Origin of the sequence: Amycolatopsis sp. M39 (genome assembly GCF_001651785.1) — a bacterium.
In the GTDB taxonomy this organism is placed as follows: Bacteria; Actinomycetota; Actinomycetes; order Mycobacteriales; family Pseudonocardiaceae; genus Amycolatopsis; species Amycolatopsis rubida.
This window is the reverse complement of record NZ_LWSF01000019.1, coordinates 173,698-191,712: the sequence shown is the minus strand read 5'-3', so window position 1 is coordinate 191,712 and position 18,015 is coordinate 173,698. Positions and strand designations below refer to the sequence as shown.

At 70.9% G+C, this 18,015-nt stretch carries 13 protein-coding genes and 1 pseudogene; 10 read left to right on the top strand and 4 right to left on the bottom strand.

Going from position 1 to position 18,015, the window contains the following annotated elements:
• Positions 1-283 precede the first annotated feature (283 nt).
• Both gdhA and A4R44_RS31945 read right to left on the bottom strand, forming a co-directional pair.
• The gene (gene gdhA / locus A4R44_RS31950) at positions 284-1,627 is read right to left on the bottom strand and encodes an NADP-specific glutamate dehydrogenase (RefSeq protein WP_067588924.1); all 1,344 of its coding nucleotides are present in this window, start codon (positions 1,625-1,627) and stop codon (positions 284-286) included.
• A gap of 72 nt (positions 1,628-1,699) precedes the next feature.
• Positions 1,700-5,035, bottom strand: a complete 3,336-nt coding sequence (locus A4R44_RS31945; protein WP_067588922.1) for a molybdopterin-dependent oxidoreductase — start codon at positions 5,033-5,035, stop codon at positions 1,700-1,702.
• 93 nt (positions 5,036-5,128) lie between these two features.
• On the opposite strand from A4R44_RS31945, the gene A4R44_RS31940 reads away from it, so the two are divergent.
• From A4R44_RS31940 to gcl, 7 genes and pseudogenes are all read left to right on the top strand, one after another.
• Positions 5,129-5,770: a GntR family transcriptional regulator gene (locus tag A4R44_RS31940; RefSeq protein ID WP_232791873.1), complete on the top strand. Its 642-nt coding sequence runs from the start codon at positions 5,129-5,131 to the stop codon at positions 5,768-5,770.
• Positions 5,771-6,547: 777 nt separating this feature from the next.
• The gene (locus tag A4R44_RS31930) at positions 6,548-7,552 is read left to right on the top strand and encodes a pyridoxamine 5'-phosphate oxidase family protein (RefSeq protein ID WP_067588918.1); all 1,005 of its coding nucleotides are present in this window, start codon (positions 6,548-6,550) and stop codon (positions 7,550-7,552) included.
• Positions 7,553-7,822: 270 nt separating this feature from the next.
• Positions 7,823-9,010 (top strand): cupin domain-containing protein, encoded by a 1,188-nt coding sequence (locus tag A4R44_RS31925; protein WP_067588916.1) that lies wholly within the window; start codon positions 7,823-7,825, stop codon positions 9,008-9,010.
• 346 nt (positions 9,011-9,356) lie between these two features.
• On the top strand, positions 9,357-10,304 hold the full coding sequence (locus A4R44_RS31920) for a sucrase ferredoxin (RefSeq protein WP_067588914.1): 948 nt from the start codon (positions 9,357-9,359) through the stop codon (positions 10,302-10,304).
• A gap of 711 nt (positions 10,305-11,015) precedes the next feature.
• The gene (locus A4R44_RS31915; protein WP_067588912.1) at positions 11,016-11,840 is read left to right on the top strand and encodes a hydroxypyruvate isomerase family protein; all 825 of its coding nucleotides are present in this window, start codon (positions 11,016-11,018) and stop codon (positions 11,838-11,840) included.
• Positions 11,840-12,701, top strand: a pseudogene (locus A4R44_RS31910) (NAD(P)-dependent oxidoreductase). The gene A4R44_RS31915 and the pseudogene A4R44_RS31910 overlap by 1 nt, the downstream one beginning before the upstream one ends.
• Before the next feature lie 2 nt (positions 12,702-12,703).
• Positions 12,704-14,398 carry a glyoxylate carboligase gene (gcl, locus tag A4R44_RS31905; protein WP_093575026.1) on the top strand — a complete coding sequence of 565 codons (1,695 nt, stop codon included), beginning with the start codon at positions 12,704-12,706 and terminating at the stop codon, positions 14,396-14,398.
• 47 nt (positions 14,399-14,445) lie between these two features.
• Here the strand turns inward: gcl and A4R44_RS31900 are convergent, their stop codons facing one another.
• Positions 14,446-15,252: a helix-turn-helix transcriptional regulator gene (locus A4R44_RS31900; protein ID WP_067588910.1), complete on the bottom strand. Its 807-nt coding sequence runs from the start codon at positions 15,250-15,252 to the stop codon at positions 14,446-14,448.
• A 44-nt stretch (positions 15,253-15,296) separates the two neighbouring features.
• Here A4R44_RS31900 and A4R44_RS31895 point away from each other — a divergent pair, with 44 nt between their 5' ends.
• From A4R44_RS31895 to A4R44_RS31885, 3 genes are all read left to right on the top strand, one after another.
• Positions 15,297-15,629, top strand: coding sequence for a helix-turn-helix transcriptional regulator (locus A4R44_RS31895; protein WP_067588908.1), 333 nt, complete (start codon positions 15,297-15,299; stop codon positions 15,627-15,629).
• The gene (locus A4R44_RS31890; RefSeq protein ID WP_095213764.1) at positions 15,626-16,297 is read left to right on the top strand and encodes a cation transporter; all 672 of its coding nucleotides are present in this window, start codon (positions 15,626-15,628) and stop codon (positions 16,295-16,297) included. The genes A4R44_RS31895 and A4R44_RS31890 overlap by 4 nt, the downstream gene beginning before the upstream one ends.
• Positions 16,298-16,581: 284 nt before the next feature.
• A complete protein-coding gene (locus tag A4R44_RS31885) occupies positions 16,582-17,322 on the top strand; it encodes an SDR family oxidoreductase (protein ID WP_067588904.1) in 741 nt (246 codons plus the stop codon).
• Positions 17,323-17,332: 10 nt separating this feature from the next.
• Here A4R44_RS31885 and A4R44_RS31880 read toward each other — a convergent pair whose 3' ends face one another.
• On the bottom strand, positions 17,333-17,983 hold the full coding sequence (locus A4R44_RS31880; protein WP_095213763.1) for a hypothetical protein: 651 nt from the start codon (positions 17,981-17,983) through the stop codon (positions 17,333-17,335).
• Positions 17,984-18,015: the final 32 nt, after the last annotated feature.

Genomic DNA, 18,015 nt, shown 5'->3' with positions numbered 1-18,015 from the left:
CTCAAGATCAAAGCAGGTCACGTCACCTACTTCGAGGACAGGCCCTAGCCAGACCCCCGTCCGCTTCCCCGACCGCCGCCACCGGCCTGATCACGCTGTCTTCCGCACGACAAACCCGCCGCAGGACGGCAAACGCCGACCCGGATTGCCTGCCGACCAGCGCATCCCGGCACTCGGACCGCAGGGAATCCGGTCCGCTGCGCACCCCATGCGGTATACCGCCGATTGCCGACTGCCGACCCGCGGACTGTCGCCCGGACGACCCGCGACCAAATAGACCAGCTCAGATGTATCCGCACACGTCCATCGCAGCGACCACCTTGCGGAACCCCGCGATGTTCGCCCCGCTCACGTAATCCCCGGCGACCCCGTGCTCGTCCGCGGTTTCGAGGCAGGTCCGGTGGATGTCAGTCATGATGTCGCGCAGCGTCCGGTCGGTGCGCTCGAACGTCCACCGCTCGCGCGCGGCGTTCTGCTGCATCTCCAGTGCGGACACCGCGACCCCGCCGGCATTCGCGGCCTTGCCGGGGCCGACCGCGACCCCGGCCTCGCGGAAGATCTGCAGCGAACCGGGCGTGCACGGCATGTTCGCGCCCTCGGCGACCGCCCGGACGTTGTTCTTCACCAGCCGCAACGCGGACTGCTCGTCCAGCTCGTTCTGCGTCGCGCACGGAAGCGCCAGATCGCACGGCACGTCCCACGGCGTGCCGCCGGTGACGTACTTCGCCGACGGCACATGGTCGACGTACTCGGAAAGCCGTCCGCGCCGGGCGAGCTTCAACTCGTGCAGCAGCTCCAGGTCGATCCCGCGCGGGTCGTGGATGTACCCGCCCGAATCCGAGCACACGACCGGCTTCGCGCCGAGTTCCCGCAGCCTCGCGATCGCGTGATAGGCGACGTTGCCCGAACCGGACACCGCCGCGGTGCGGCCGGAGAACGAGTCGTCGCGCGCGCCGAGCATCGCTTCGAGGAAGTACACCGTCCCGTATCCGGTGGCCTCCGGACGCGCCGGAATGCCGCCCAGCAACGGGTTCTTGCCGGTGATCGTGCCCGCGTCGTAACGGTTGGTGAGCCGCTTGTACTGGCCGAACAGGTAGCCGATCTCGCGCCCGCCGACGCCGATGTCGCCCGCCGGGACGTCGGTCTCCGGGCCGATGTGCCGGACGAGTTCGGTCATGAACGCCTGGCAGAACCGCATGATCTCGGCGTCGCTGCGGCCGGCCGGGTCGAAGTCGGACCCGCCCTTGCCCGCGCCGATGCCGAGGCCGGTGAGCGCGTTCTTGAAGATCTGCTCGAAGGCGAGGAACTTGACCGTGCCGAGCGTGACGTCGCCGCGGAAGCGCAGCCCGCCCTTGTACGGCCCGAGCGCCGAGCTGAACCCGACCCGGAAGCCGCGGTTGACGTGCACCGCGCCCGCGTCGTCGGTCCAGACCACCCGGAACATCACCTGCCGCTCCGGCTCGCACAGCCGCTCCAGCATCGCCGCGTCGCGCAGGTGCGGATCCCGCCGCAGCGCGGGCCGGATCGCTTCGAGCACTTCGAAGACGGCCTGGTGGAACTCCGGCTCGGCCGGGTTCCTCCGGACGATCTCCTCGTACACTTCGCGCGATGTCCCGTCGAGTGCCATCAGCCGATGATGCCGTCCGAGTGCCGGATTTCGCACCCCAGACGGGGTTTGCGCGGTCAGGGGTGACCAGGCTCACGCATCGAGCACTACATCCGCGGTGGGGACCGCCTGACAGGAAAGGCACTGGTCAGCGGGCAGATCGTCGGCGATCGCGACCAGGTGCGCGACGGTTCCGGCCAGCACCTGCACGGCGCAGCTTTCGCACTGCCCGAGCCGGCATCCGCTGGGGAGCGCGACCCCGGAGGCCTCGGCGAAACGCAGCAGGTCCCCGTCGCCGGCCCGCCAGGTGGCCTCACGGCCCGACCGCGCGAACCGCACGGTGGCTGTGGCGTCGTCCGGGATGTGGACCGGGGCGGGCGCGGCATGGAACTTCTCGGTGAAGATGTCGAAGCGCGGCACGCCCCGTTCCGTCAGCCCGGCGGTCAGCTCGTCCAGCATGCTTTCGGGACCGCACAGGTAGAACCGGGCCCGCCGCCGGATGAGATCGGCGTCGAGGCGGTCGGCGGTGATCCGGCCGGTGAAATCGCAGGACTCCCCCGGACCAGGGCTGCTGTAGTGGTCCACTGTCTGGACACTGGGCAGCCGGGCCGCCAGCCCGGCGATGCGCTCGCGGAACGCGTGCCGAGAGCGGTCGCGGCTGCCGTGGTGCAGCACGATCTCCGGCGCGGACGCGGGTTCGAGGGACTCCAGGTAGCTCAGGAACGGCGTGATCCCGATCCCGGCGGCCAGCAGCACGATCGGCCGGGAATGGACCGTCGGCAGCGCGAACCCGCCGGAGGGAGCCGTGACCAGCAACCGGGTCCCGGGCTGGAGCCGGTCGTGCACGGCGGGCGAGAACTGCCCGCCCGGCACCCGCCGCACCGCGATGGCGTACCCGCCGTCGGCGGCTTTCGCCGATCCGGTCAGCGAGTAACTGCGGGTCAGCCCCGGTGCGTCCGGCCAGGCGACGGTGATGTGCTGCCCGGCGCGGAACTGCGGCACCGCCCGGCCGTCCACCGGCCTGAGCCGCACCGACCGGATGTCCTCGGTCTCCAGCTCCGCCCGCTCGACGGCGAACTCCCGCTGCCCGGTCCACGGCTCCGGCTCGTCCGGGCGGACGTCGCAGAACGTCGAGCGCAACGGCACCGACCCGCTCACCGGGTCATGGGCCTCGTCGCCGACGAGCAGGTTGTAGTTGGTCCCGCCGTCCTTGAGCGGGTTCGAGCCGGGCAGTGCGAGGTCGGGAGCGGGTTGCCACCAGCCGTACTCCGCCACGACCACGTCGCGATGCAGCGCGGGATCGATCCGCGCCCGCATCCGGACCTCCGCCGAGGCCGTCGTGATGCGGACCCACTGCCCGTCCTCGATCCCGCGCGCCGCGGCGAGTTCCGCGCTCAGGTCGACGGCCGGTTCGGGAGAACGCTTGCGCAGCGACGAAATCCCGCGATGCTGGCTGTGGCAGAAGTATCCGTTCTTCGCGCAGGTCAGCACCAGCGGATGGCGAACGTCCGGGACGGGCGGCTCAGCGGCCGGGACCGCGGGCTGGCCGTGCTCGGCGAGCCGTTCGGAATACAGCTCGACCCGGCGAGTCGGCGTCGCGAACCCGGTCACCGTGCCGTTTTCCGCGCGCTCGGCGTACTTGCGGTACTCAGTCCGCAACGGCAGATCGACGCCGCCGGGCTGTGCGCGCAACTGTGCGGCAGTGAGCCCGAGCGGGGCCAGCTGGTGGTCCCAGCCGTCCTCGACGCGGCCGTCGAAGAACTCCGCGCCCATCCCGAGCAGGCCGGCCAGTTCGAACACGACCTCAGTGTCCGAACGCGACTCGCCGACCGGGTCGGTCATCCTCGGCCGCAGCTGCACGTGTTCCTGCGCCGCCCGGCTGATTTCGAAACCGGCCTTGACCGCCTCGTGCTCCCACGGCGTCTGAACCGGCAGCAGCAGGTCGGCGAATCGCGCGGTCGGGTTCTCGAACAGATCAAGATGCACCGCGAATTCCAAGCGCCGCAACGCTTCCGCGGTGCGATGCGGATCCGGCTGGGACAGCAGGAGATTCCCGCCGAACGACACCAGCGCCCGCACGGGATAGGGCTTCCCGTCGAGGACCGCGCGGCAGAAGTCGCGCGCGGTCACCCAGCCTTGCTCCGGCGGCCCGAGCGGGAACTCTCGCAGGCCAAGGGCTTTCGCTCGTTGCTGAGGCGCGAGCTGATCCGCCGAAGTGACCGGCGCGACCGGCAGTTTCGGAAGCACGACGTTGCCGCCGGGGGAGTCGTAGCTGCCGGTGAGCGCGTAGAGCGTGGCTATCGCGCGTTCGGTCTGCGTCGCGTTCGCGTGCTGACCGACGCCCGACCAAGCCGCGTACGTCACGGACTTCGCCTCGGCGAGATCGGCCGCGAAGGCGGCGATCGCCGGAGCTTCGACGGTCGTCACCGCTTCGGTCCGGTCGAGCGGCCACGCGGCGCACGCCTGCGCGTAGTGCTCGAACGCGGGAACGCAGTCGACCGGGCCGGTCACCGTGCGCACGCGGCGGTTTCCGTGCAGGGCGAACCTTTCCGGCCCGCTCGCCGGATAATTCGGATCGTACGGCTCAGCTCGGCAGGCGACCTCGTCCCACACCGCGAAACCAGCCGCGGCGGGATCGATTTCCGCTGCCCGGAGAAACCGGCCCGTGTCGGTTCGGACCAGCAACGGAGCGTTCGTCCACGACCGCACGAACGCCTCGTCGTGCCCGCGACGTTCGAGCAACGCCCGCGCGACGCCGAGTGCGAGCGCGCCGTCGGTGCCCGGCCGGACCCGGAGCCAGTGCTCGGCCCGCACCGCGCTGGCCGTCCGGCGCGGATCGACGACGGCCAGTTTCGGCGTACGAGCCTCGGCCAGCGCGGCGGACTGCGCGAGCCACGCCTTGGCCGGATTGTGCCCCCACAGCACCGCGAATTCCGTACCCGCGTAATCCGGGGCGGGCAACCCTGAGCCGAACGTGAACGCGTGCGCGTAGTCCTTGTGCCAGTTGCAGATTTCGGTCGCGTACAGGGTGTTGGGGCTGCCGAAAAGCCGGATGAACCGCTCGACCCAGTCGATCGCGTCGGACATCGGCGTGCCGCTGGGGGAGGTGACCGAGAACGCGACAGCCTCGGCCCCGCTGGTCGCGCGGATGCCGCCGAGCCGCTCGGCGATCTCGGACAGCGCTTCGTCCCAGCTGATTTCACGCCAGCGCGGGTCCGGATCGGACTTCGGCGTCGTGCGGCGCAACGGCCTGCGCAGCCGTTCGGGGGAGTGCACCAGTTCAGGCGCGGCGCGGCCCTTCGGGCACAACGCGGCACCGGTCGGATGTGCCGGATCCGGCCGGACGCCGCGCAGCGCGCCGTTCTCGACCGTGTAGACCGCGCCGCAGCGCGACCGGCACAACGTGCAGTAACCCCGGATCTCAGGCATTAGTTACTCCTTAGTAACCGGCTACCGGTTACTAAGGTACCCTGCTGGACTTGAGCGGGCGAAGTCAAGCCCGGGGAAGCGGAGGTGTGCCCCGTGCCGCAGCTGCAGCGCACTAACCTGCGCGAACAAGTGCTCGAAGTGGTGCGGCAGGCGATGGTGTCCGGCGAACTGCGTCCCGGCGACATCTACTCGGCCGCCGCGCTCGCGACGCGGCTGGGCGTGTCGAGCAGTCCGGTACGCGAGGCGTTGCTGACGCTGGTCAACCAGGGCCTGCTGGAACCCGTCCGCAACCGGGGCTACCGCGTCGTCGCCATCACCGAACGCGACCTGGACGAGATCTACGAGATGCGGTTGCTGCTGGAGGTCCCGGCGACCCTGTCCGCCGGGGCGGCCGCGGGTCCGGACGACCTCGTCCGGCTGGACGGACTGGCCGCGGAGATCGAGTCCGCGGCGGAGGCGGGCGATGTCGCCCGCTTCCTGGAGGCGGATCGCCGGTTCCATCTGGATCTGCTGGCGCTTTCCGGAAACGGGCGGCTGGCCGCTGCGATCGCCACGCTGCGCGACCAGACGCGGTTGTACGGCTTGGAAAAGCTCGCCGAGCGCGGCCGGCTGGCGGATTCGGCGCGGGAGCACCGGGAGATGCTGGCGACGATCGCGGAGCGGGATTGGGCTCGGCTGGAGGGCCAGGTCAGGGCGCATCTGAAGCATGTACGGGCGGAATGGGCGGCTGGCTGAACCGGGCGCATCCGGCCGGATCGCGTCAGGCACCGCGACACCGCCGCCACCGCCGGACGCGGATCGCCCGCGCGAGTCGCCGCGATGTTCCGCGTCGGTCCGCCGCGCGGGAACCGGCGGCCGGTGAGGTCGGGGAACCGCGCGGCGACGAACACCGGCAGCACGCGGCCGCCGAGATCGTGCCGGACCAGTTCCGCCGCGTCGGGCGCGTCGGTGACCTCGTGCACGATGCTCCAGCGCACCCGGGCCGGCTGGAACGTCCTGCTCCCGGATAGCCCGGTCCACCGCGAAATCGACCACCGCCCGGGCTCAAGGATGCGGTCGATGATCAGCTCGGCGAGCGCGTCGTCCACGACCTGCCGCGCGACCCGGTTGGCGCTCCTTCCGGCGAGCGGCCCCTTGGCCGTCCGGCGGCCGGTGGGCCAGCGTTCGGGCAGGGGAGGAGCCGACTCGGGCACGGTGCACCTGAGGTGGGATCAGCGGCGGAATTCGAGGAACCCAGTTTTCGGGACACAGGTTCTGGTGTGCGAAATCCCGGGATTCCGGATCACGTGCGCGAGGGTGACGTGGTGGGCCGGGCTTGGGAGCGGTCACCGGCCCGTGCCCGGCGGGCGGCCGGACCCGTGGCGGTCGCCGCATCGGGCACGCTGGTCATCGGAACGGATCCGGCGTCGGGCTGGTCGGGCCGTGGGCTGAACTCGCCTCCTGGCACGCGAGCACATCTCGTCCCGGCCGGCGCGCCTGCGGCCCGGCCGGTTCTTAGGTTAACCTAACTCCATGGGGATCATCCGTGCGGTGCCGGACCTGGAACGCGTCGTGGGCGAGCGGCCGCTGCCGGTCATGATGAAGTCGATCGACCATCTCGACCCGCATTGCCTCGCGCTGCTCGCGCACAGTCCCGCCGCCGTGCTCGGCTATGTCGACGCCGGGGGGCGTCAGCGGGCCGAACTGGTCGGCGGGGCTCCCGGATTCGCCGCGGCGGAGACCAGGTCACGGCTGCGGCTGCCGGTCCCGCCCTCGGCCGCCCCGGGCGCCGGCGCCGCGCTGCTGGTGCTCGTCCCGGGGTGGCGCGAGACTTTGCGGATCAACGGGACCCTCGCCGAAGACGGTCTTCTCGTCGAGGAAGCGTTCCTGCACTGCGGCAAAGCAGTGATCCGCTCGAACCTGTGGGGACCGGCATCAGTGCCGGACGACGCCGTCGAGGAGGAGTCGGTTCTCGGACCCGCGGCGGCTGCGTTCCTTGCCGCCGCACCGTTCGCGGTGGTCACGTCGCGGGACGGCGCCGGGCGCGCGGATGCGAGCCCCAAGGGCGATCCGCCCGGAGTGGCCAGGGTGATCGGACCGGCGACGGTCGCGCTCGCCGACCGGCCCGGCAACCGGCGCACCGATACGTTCCACAATGTCGTCGAGCGCCCCGAGGCGGCTGTCTTGGCAGTCGTTCCCGGGGACGCTCGCACCCTGGAGATCACCGGCAAGGCGGTCATCAGCACGGAGGCCGGGCTGCGCGAGTCGATGACCGAGCGCAACCGCACCCCGAAGGCGGTGCTCAAGGTGGAAATCGAGACCGTCCGGCTCGCGCGGAACAGCGCCCTGCGCGACTCCGGGTTGTGGGACCCCGCCCGGCACGTCGATCCCGGGGACCTGCCGCGGTCGTCGAGGATCTGGACCGATCACGTCAAGCTCAACGAGACCGCGGGCGCCGCCGCGAAACTGGTGCGGGCCGGGGCGAACGAACGGCTGCTCCGAGCGGGTCTCGACCAGGACTACCGGAAGAATCTCTGAGCCGCCGGTTCGGCTGAGGGTGATCACCGGCCCGGCGAAGACTACTCAAATGACCGATGTCCGGCCCGGTGATCTCCCGTAGCGTGAGGCGCGCCCAGTCGTCGACGTTGCGAGGTCCGGATGGCTCAAGAACGCATGACAACCGACACCGACACGGCCGCCAGCGGTCTGCTGCTGAGCGTGGAACCGCTGACCGCCGCGGTCGACCGCGGCAAGGCCAACGGCGCCGTGGCCGACAACGACGGCAACGACTAGCCGTCGCCGCGCTCCATGACGGAGATTCCCGGACTGGCCGGCCTCGTAGCACCGCTCGAGGCCGGCCAGTTCTTCGCAGAGGTCCTGGGCGAGCGGCCGCGGCGGTTCCCGGGGGAGAAGGGCCGGTTCGCGTCGCTGCTCCCGTGGCCGGAGCTGGACCGGGTGCTGCGCCAGCACCGGCTGGAGTTCCCCCGGCTGCGGCTCGCGCTCGACGGCGAGGTCGTCCCCGCGCACACGTACACCGAAATGGTCTCGACGCGGCGCAACGGCCTGGTCCCGCGCGTGCTGCCGGCCCCGTTCGCCGAACACCTGCGCGCCGGTGCGACGCTCGTGCTCGACTCGGTCAACGAACTGGTCGGCGAGGTCGGCGAACTGGCGAGCAGGCTCGAACACGACCTGCGCGAGCGGATCCAGGTCAACCTGTACGCGGGCTGGGGCACCACGCACGGCTTCGACGTGCACTGGGACGACCACGACGCGTTCATCGTCCAGCTTTCCGGGCGGAAGCGGTGGCGCCTGCACGGGATCACCCGGCGGTCGCCGCTGCAACGGGACGTCGAACTTCCGGAACGCCCGGAAGGCGAACCGTACGACGACTTCCTGCTTGAGGACGGCGACGTCCTCTACCTGCCGCGCGGGCACTGGCACGACGTGTCGGCGGTCGGGGAGGAGTCGCTGCATCTGACGATCGGGTTCAACGCCGCCACCGGCGTGGACCTCGTGGCGTGGCTGGCCGACCAGCTGCGGTCCGACGAACTGTTCCGCGCGGACCTGCCCCGGTTCGCCGGCCCGGACGCGCGGGCCGAGCGGGCCGAAGCGCTCCGCCGCCGGCTCGCCGAGGTGACCGCGGGCGATGTCGTCGGCCGTTTCCTGGCCGACCGGGACGCCCAGGCCCCGGCCCAGACCCGCATCGGCCTCCCGTGGGCGGCGACGGCGGACCTGCTGCCGCCGGACGACGACTTCGAGGTCCGGTTGCTGGCCCCGCGCGCCGCGCTGGTCGACGACGACGGCACAGTTGCCCTGGTCGGAGCGGGGAAGCGGCTGGTCTTCGCCGAGGCCGCGCGACCGGTGCTCGCCGCGTTGCTCGGGTGCGGTCCGCAGCCGTTCAAGGTCCTCGCCGACGCCGCGCCCGGGGTGCCTCCGGAGACGGTGCGGGCGCTGTTGAGGGAGTTGGTGGTGCAGGGGCTCGTGGCTCGGGCCTGACCGCGGGCTTTGCCGGGCGGTGCGGACGCTGTCGGATGGGTTGGCGGTGTGAGGCCGGGCGGGCGTGCGCTTCGCTGGGCATGCTCCGAGTGGTGGCGCGGTGGGTGGTGTGAGGCCGGGCGGCGTGCGCTTCGCTGGGCATGCTCCGAGCGGCGGTGCGAGGCCCGGCCTGATGAGGTGCGTCGCCGGACCCTCGGCCATGGTCGCGAGCGCTGGTCGTCCGCAGGTCTTGAGCTGCCGTCACGCCGGTCCGGAATTCTCGGCGAACGTTGCCCGATCGAGTGATGTCGCGCGACAGTGCCGGTCGCCCCGAAAGGGCTTGGCGCGCCGTCAGCTATACTTAGGCATGCCTAAGGCCGACGCGCCGCACTCGGGCCCGGGGATCTGCTTCCCGGGCCGGAACGCCGCGCCCGGATGCGCCGCGCTCACCCGGGAGCTCGGCGGCGAGCCCGCGGGGACTGCCGCGCGGATGACGTCCTGGCTGCTGGTCGAGCAGCCGGGTTCGTGGGGCCCGGACGCGCTCGAAGACGTGCTGTCCGCCGTGTTCCCCGCCGAACGCCTTGACGCCGCGCGCGCCGCCGGCCTGCGTCCGCTGCTGATCCGGAAGCCGGGGCGGCACGCGCGGACTCCGGGCGCCCCGCGCACGGTTTACGTCGCGAGCGGGCAGCCCGGCGACCGCTGGACGGAGCGGCTCGACCTTGCTGACCTGGCGGAACTCGCCCACCTCGATCTCGAAGCGGTCGCCGCCGGACGGCGCGGGCACGGGGAACCGGTGTCGGGTCCGCTCTTTCTCGTCTGCACCCACGGCAGCAAGGACATGTGCTGCGCCGTTTTCGGCCGCCCGCTGGCGACGAGCCTCGCGCAGAACCATCCCGGGCGGGTGTGGGAGGTCAGCCACGTCGGCGGGGACCGCTGGGCCGGAAACCTCCTGACCGTGCCGGACGGTTTTCTCCACGGCAGCCTCGCGGCCCCCGACGCGGAACTGGCGGCCAAGGAAGCCCTCGGCGGCAACGTCCGGCTGGAGAACCTGCGCGGCCGTACTTCGGCGGGAAGCGCGTGGTCGCAGTTCGCCGAGATCGAGGTTCGCGGACGCACTGGCCTGCGCGGGATCGACGCGGTGCTGGCCGTGACAGAGGAATCCCGGGGCGACGCCCGAAGCGTGCTGGTCGGCGCGGGCGAGCGGCGGTACGAGGTGGTGGTGCGGCGGGCGGCCCCGACGGCCTCCGTGCACAGCCGATGCACCGCGCGCCTGATGCTGTCGGGATTTGTGACGGAATCGGTGCGCGAAGTCTGACGTCGGTGCTTTGGCCGCTCGGCGAGGGGCTCCGGTGGTCGACCGCGCCACTGACTGACGGTCCGTGGGCGGCTGGCATTTCGCGCTCACGACTCCACTTCGAGGGGTTCCTCCATAGCGGCACCCTCCTGGAGCCTCTGCCGCACGAGAACACCGCACTCGTCGGGTAATCCGTGATGGTATTTCCGCGGGTTGACCGGTCACCCGCTGGCCGGTCGCCGCGTCGAAGCGGTCGATCCGGGCGGCGATCGGGTGCGTCGTCGGCTGCTCGGCCGGCATCGAGTAGCCGGGTGTCATCCGGCATTTCGAGGGTTCAACCCGCTGTCCGCGTTCACCCGGGCGACCATGGCGCAGAGGCAGGCGCCGGCGGAGAAGCGGATCGACGGCGCGTCGGGCAGCGCAAGACGTCCACGCTGCGAGGGCCTGGAAGCGGGAAGACCGATTCCTTTCGGCTGAAGAGAAAACCACCCATCTGTCCACTATGGAACAAAGAATGACCACTGTGGACAGTCGCGGCGAGATCTGCCCTCCGGGGAGCCCGGCACGATTGTGTGTCCGAGGCGAACGGACGCCGTGGCGCGCCCAGTGCATCGAGGAAACCTGCCCGCTTCCCGTTGACCGAAGCCTCCGCGTCCCGCTATTCTCGAACTACGGAAGAAAACTTCCGCAAAGCGAAATTAGCTGATCGAGATGTGAGGAGCCGAGGTACTCATGACCGGTCCCGCCGGGGAGCGGCACTCGCTGCCCTACACCGCCAACCTGTCGATCCTGTTCACCGAACTCCCGCTGCTTGAGCGCGCGCAGGCCGCTCGGGCAGCGGGCTTCACCAAGGTGGAGTACTGGTGGCCGTTCGAGAGCGCCGACCCGTCCGGGGCCGAGGTCGACCGGTTCGCGCGGTCGGTCGAGCAGGCGGGCGTCCAGCTGACCGGGCTGAACTTCTACGCGGGCGACATGGCCGCCGGCGAGCGAGGGCTCGTGTCGTGGGTCGGCCGCGAGGCAGAGTTCGCGACGAGCCTGACGGTCGCGCTCGGGCTCGCCGAACGGCTCGGCTGCCGCAGCTTCAACGCGCTGTACGGCAACCGGATCGACGGGGTCGCACCGTCCGAACAGGACGATCTGGCCCGCACGCACCTCGCCACCGCGGCGAAGGCGGCCGAGGGCATCGGCGCGCAGCTGGTGCTCGAACCGCTGTCGGGCACCCCGGCGTACCCGCTGAAGACCGCGGCCGACGCGGTCGCGGTGCTCGACGAGCTGGGCCTGGACAACGTCCGGCTGCTCGCGGACCTCTACCACCTGGCGGTCAACGGCGACGACCTCGACACCGTGATCGTCCGCCACACCCCGCGCACCGGGCACGTGCAGATCGCCGACGCGCCGGGCCGGCACCAGCCGGGCACGGGGGAGCTGGATCTCGAAGGACATCTGGAAAAGCTGCAGGCGGCGGGCTACGCCGGAGAAGTCGGCATCGAGTACAAACCGGATGGTTCCACTGTGGACTCGCTGGCCTGGCTGCCGTACGAGCGAAGGGGACATTGATGAGCAGGATCGGGTTCATCGGACTGGGCGTGATGGGCACGCCGATGGCCGCCCACCTGGCCGCCGCCGGACACGAGGTGAGCGGGTTCGACCTCAACGCCGACGCGCTGGCCAAACTGGAAGCGGCGGGCGGCCGCGCGGCGAAGGACGTCGCCGACGCGGTGTCCGGGGCCGAGGTCGTGATCACCATGCTGCCGAACCACCCGCAGGTCGAGCAGGTCGTGCTCGCCCCGGGCGGCGTGCTGGACACGATCGCGCCCGCCGCGCTGCTGGCCGACATGAGCACCATCCGGCCGGAGACGTCGATCGAGGTCGCGAAAGCCGGTGCGGCCAAGGGGATCCGCGTGCTGGACGCGCCGGTGTCCGGCGGTCAGGCCGGGGCCGAACAGGCCGCTCTGTCCATTATGGTCGGTNCCGATCTTCGACACGCTCGGCAAGACGGTGGTGCACGTCGGGCCGCACGGCGCGGGCCAGGTCGTGAAGGCGGCCAACCAGCTGGTGGTGGGCGGGATCTACGGGCTGGTCGCCGAGGCGATCGTGCTGCTGGAAGCGTCCGGAGTGGACGCGGGCACCGGGCTCGACGTGCTCGCGGGCGGTCTCGCCGGCAGCCGGATCCTGGAACTGAAACGGAAGTCGATGGTCGCGCGGCAGTTCGAGCCGGGCTTCCGGATCGACCTGCACCACAAGGACATGGGCATCGCGCTCGCCGCGGCCCGGCAGTCCGACGTGGCGCTCCCGCTGACCGGCCTGGTCGCGCAGCTGGTCGCGGCCGGGCGGGCGATGGGCTACGGCTCGCTGGACCACTCCGCGCTGCTGAAGGTCGCCGAAGAACTGTCCGGCCGCTCGTCCGAGGAGGTGTGACCATGGCCCGGGTCCCCGCTATGCAGGCAGTCGTCGACGTGCTGGTCGACGAAGGGATCGACGTCGCCTTCGGCTGCCCAGGCGCGGCGATCCTGCCGCTGTACGACGCGATGCAGGGCCGCGGCATCGACCACCTGGTGGTCCGCCACGAAGAGGGCGCGACGCACATGGCCGACGGCTGGGCGCGCACCACCGGCAACGTCGGCGTCGCGATCGGCACCTCCGGTCCGGCGGGCACCAACATGATCACCGGTCTCTACACCGCGCACGCGGATTCTGTCCCGATCCTGTGCGTCACCGGGCAGGCCGCGACGACGAAGCTGCACCAGGAAGCGTTCCAGGCGGTCGACATCGTCGAGATCGCGCGGCCGGTCACGAAGTGGGCGGTCCAGGTGAAGGAGGCCGCGCAGCTGCCGTGGATCTTCCGCGAGGCGTTCCGGATCGCGCGGTCCGGACGTCCCGGTCCGGTCCTCATCGACCTTCCGATCGACGTGCAGAAGCAGATGATCGAGTGGGATTCGTCGATCGATTCGGCTCTGCCGGTCAGCACGGTGAAACCGTCGCCGGCGCGGGTCGAGCGGGCGCTGGACATGCTGCTCGCCGCCGAACGCCCGCTGATCCTGGCCGGCGGCGGCGTCGTGCTCGGCGAGGCGAGCGACCCGTTGCGGCGGGTGGCGGAGCGGCTCGGCGTCCCGGTCGGCGTCACGCTGATGGGCAAGGGCAGTTTCCCGGAGGACCACGAGCTGTTCGCCGGCATGGCGGGCATCCAGACGTCGCAGCGCTGGGCCAATGCCGCGTTCCTGGAATCCGACCTGGTCCTGGCGCTGGGCGCGCGGTTCGGCGACCGGCACACCGGCGAGCTGTCGGTGTACCGCGGCGACCGGAAGTTCATCCACGTCGACATCGAACCCACGCAGCTGGGCAAGGTGTTCGGACCGGACCTCGGCGTCGTCTCGCACACGCGGGAGTTCCTCGAAGCGCTGCTGGCGGTGCTCGACGCGCGCACCGCTCCGGCGCGGGATCGCGCGTGGGTCAAGCGGCTCGGCGACCTCAAGGCGGAGCTGCCGCGCAAGGAGGACTTCGACTGCACGCCGATCAAGGCGCCGCGGGTGTTCAAGGAGCTCAACGAGTTCTACGGGGCCGAGACGTATTTCGTGACGGCGATCGGGCTCTACCAGATCTGGTCCGGCCAGTTCCAGCACGCGCACCTGCCGCGGCACTACCAGGTGTGCGGTCAGGCAGGCCCGCTCGGCTGGGAGATCCCGGCCGCGATCGGGGTCAAGAAGGCCCGGCCGGACGCGGAGGTCGTCGGCGTGGTCGGCGACTACTCGTTCCAGTTCCTGGTCGAGGAGCTGGCGGTCGCCGCGCAGTACGACGTCGGCTTCGTGCTCGTCATGCTCAACAACGAGTACCTGGGGCTGATCCGCCAGTCCGAGCTGCCGTACGGGATGAACTACCAGGTCGACATCCACTACGACGACCACGGCACGGACAACGTCAAGATCATGGAGGCCTACGGCTGCTCCGGCACCCGCGTCGAGGACCCGGGCGAGATCCGCTCGTCGCTCGAATGGGCGCGGAAGGAGGCCGAACGCACCCGGCGGCCGGTGCTGGTCGAGATCATGATCGAACGCGAGGGCAACGCCGCGATGGGCGCCGCGCTGGACGCGGTGCGCGAGTTCGAAGCGGCTGACTGACCGGGAACCGGGCCGGGGCATTGCGTGTTCCGGCCCGGTTTCCGGTGCTACTGCGCGGAAATCAGGTCAGCCAGGGAAGCCAGCGCCTCGGCGTCGCGGGTTCCCGGCGTCGCGTGGAAGACCACCAGTTGCACGCTGAGCGGGCCGGGGATGTCGAGCTTGTCGCTGTGCAGATCCAGATTTCCGACCGCGGGGTGGCGGAAGCGGACGAGGTGACCGGTGCGTGGTTTGACCTCGTGCCGGGCCCACAGCTCCCGGAACTCGTCGCTGCCGGCGGTCAGGCCGGCGATGAGGTCGGCTGCGGCGGGGTCGGCGATGCCGGGGCCGAGCGCGGCGCGCAGGCCGGCGACGCCGTCGGCCGCCATCTGGTCCCAGTCGCGGCGGAGTTCTCGTTCGGCCGGATCGAGGAAAATCCCGCGGAGCAGGTTCCGGCCGACCACGTAGTTCGGCGAAACCGCTGCGGCGACGGGGTTCGCGGCGAGTACGTTCGTGAGGCGGTCCTGCACGTACGCGGGGTTCGTCGCCCAGGTGGAGATCAGTTCGGCGATGCTCGCGGGCACGTGCGGCTCGGTTTGGCCGGGCCGGGCCGGGGCCGCGAGCTGATGCAGGTGCCGGCGGGACGCTTCGTCCAGGACGAGTGCCCGGGCCAGCGCGTCGAGCACCTGTGCTGACGGGTTCTGGTCGCGGCCCTGTTCCAGCCGGATGTAGTAGTCGCTGCTGATTCCCGCCAGGAGCGCGAGTTCCTCGCGGCGCAGTCCCCGCACGCGGCGCCGTCCGTTGTCCGGCAGCCCGACGTCGGCCGGGGAGATCCGTTCTCGCCGGGCGCGGAGGAAGCCGCCGAGGAGGTTGTCCACCGGGTCAGTGTATTTGATTCAGCAATTGATGTACTATTTCGGCTGTGCTGACCTCTGAGACTCGCGAACTGGCGCTCGCCCGGCTGGGCCGGGCGCTGGCGGACCCGACGCGCTGCCGGATTCTCGTGGCACTGCTGGACGGGGTGGCCTACCCGGCGCGGCTGGCCGCGGAACTGGAGCTGAGCAGGTCAAACGTCTCGAACCATCTCGCGTGCCTGCGCGGGTGCGGCTTGGTGGTCGCGACGTACGAGGGGCGGCAGGTCCGGTACGCGATCGCTGATCCGCATCTCGCGCACGCGTTGGCGGAGTTGACGCAGGTGGTTTTGGCTGTCGCGCCGACGGACGCGTGTGCCGACGAGGCGCGGGCGGCGCGATGACTGAGCCCGGTCGGGACTGTTGCGCGGATTCGCCCGGAGGCGAGACCTTGTCGCTGGCCGGCGCCCCGGCGGTGGATGCCGCGCGGCGGGCGGTCTTGCGGCGGCGGGTGCGATGGCTGGTCGCCGGGACGATCACGTACAACGTGGTCGAGGCGATCGTCGCGGTGTCGGCCGGGACGATCGCGTCCTCGTCGGCGCTCATCGCGTTCGGGCTCGATTCGGTCGCCGAGGTGCTTTCCGCGGTCGCGGTGGCGTGGCAGTTCGCCAGCGCGGATCCGGAACGTCGGGAGCGGGCTGCGCTGCGGGTGATCGCGGTGTCGTTCTTCCTGCTGGCGGCCTATGTCGCGATCGATTCGGTGCGGTCGCTGTTCGGTGCCGAGGCTTCGCATTCGGCGGTCGGGATCGTGCTCGCCGCGGTGTCCTTGGTCGTGATGCCGGTGCTTTCCGGCGCGCAACGCCGGGCTGGGCGCGAACTCGGTTCCGCGAGCGCGGTCGCCGACTCCAAGCAGACGCTTCTCTGTACTTACCTCTCTGGGGTGGTGCTGGCCGGGTTGCTGGTGAACGCGCTGCTGGGCTGGTACTGGGCGGATCCGCTCGCGGCATTGGCGATCGCGGCGGTCGCGGTCCGCGAGGGGCTCGAAGCCTGGCGGGGCGAGCACTGCTGCTGATCGCGGGTCATGCGCTGCTGGATGACGCGCAAGGTCATGGCCAGCGCGACGAATGCGCCGATCAGCGTCAGTGCGGCGGCTAGATCGCTCACCTTGGCAGGCCTTTCTCCGGTTGGTCGTCTCAGATCGAGAGCATGACCTGGCGCGGCCCGGATTCTGCCGTCGCTCACGCTTCCTTGACTGCGCTCCAGCCGATGTTGATGCCATACCTGCCCTTGAGCAATGCGGACACGTGTCCGGTAAGCTGTCCGGACACGTGTCCGGATGAGTGTGAGGGGTAGGGAATGTCAGTTCTGGCGGGGAAGGTCGTGGCCATCACCGGGGCGAGCAGCGGAATCGGCGAGGCGACCGCGCGGCTGCTCGCCGCACGGGGCGCGGCGGTGGTCCTGGGTGCGCGTCGCGAGGATCGGCTTGACGCGCTGGTGAAGGAAATCCGCGCCGGAGGCGGTCGCGCACTCGCGTGCGGCACCGACGTGACCCGGCGCGCGGACCTGGATCGGCTCGTGGGCCGGGCGGTCGACGAGTTCGGCCGGCTCGACGTGCTGGCCGGCAATGCCGGGATCGCGAAACTGGGGCCGGTGGCGGACGGGGATGTCGAGGGATGGTCGGCGATGATCGAGGTCAACGTGCGCGGCGTGCTGAACGGGATCGCGGCCGCGCTGCCGGTGTTCCGGCGGCAGGGGCGGGGTCATCTGGTGACGACGGTGTCGACCGCCGGGTTGAAGATCGTGCCCGGGCAGGGGGTTTACGCGGGGACGAAGAACGCCGTGCGGACGATTCTGGAGGCGCTGCGGCAGGAATCCACCGACGGTGTTCTCCGGACGACGTCGGTGTCGCCCGGTTTCGTCCGGACGGAGCTGGCCGATTCGATCGACGATCCGGGGGAGCGGGAGCAGATCCGGCGGCGGGTCGAGGAGTTCGCACTGGATCCGGCCGCGGTGGCGCGGGCGATCGCGTTCGCGGTCGAGCAGCCGGACGACGTGGAGATCGGCGACATCACCATCCGTCCCGCTGTGCAGAACTAGCGCGCGGGGGTCAGCGGCACGGCGGCCGGTAGCCGTCGATGAGGAGTTCGCGGAAATCGAGCGAGTTGGGGGTTTTCCCGACGAAGACCAGGCCGCGCGCCTCGGTCAGCGCGGACGCGAACGAATACTGCGGCTGGCCCAGTTCGGGAAGCCAGGTCCAGGAACCGGCGTCGAAGGGGAAGAACGTGCGGACCAGCTGCCCGCCGGTCGCGGGGATGCGGGTGAGCCATTTGTCGCCGCCGCTCCAGTGGGACGCGGGGCGCAGCTGGACGTAGAAGTCGTCGTCGGCGCTGTAGGTCAGCCAGAATCCGGCGGAATGGCCGAGGTCGGCCTGCGCGTCGAACTGGTTGCCCAGCCAGACCACGGCGACGTGCCATTCGTTGTTCCGGAAGACGATTTTCGCCGCGTAGCCGTCGCCTTCCGGGACGAGCAGGCTCCCGGTGGACGGGACGGTGGTGCCTTCGCCGCTGGCCAGCCATTTCTGCAGCCGGTTGATCGACGGGGTGCTGCATTCGTCCCGCACGCCGACGCGGGCGTGCGCGGGTGCGCCCGGTGCGGCCTGTGCGGCTGGTGCGGCTGGTGCGGAAAGCGGGGCCAGCAGCAGTACGGAAATCGCGGCGAGGACTGTGGTTCCGGCCTTGGTCCGGCGAGGTGCGGGCATGGCCGGGAAGCTACCAGCGGAAATTCCGGCCG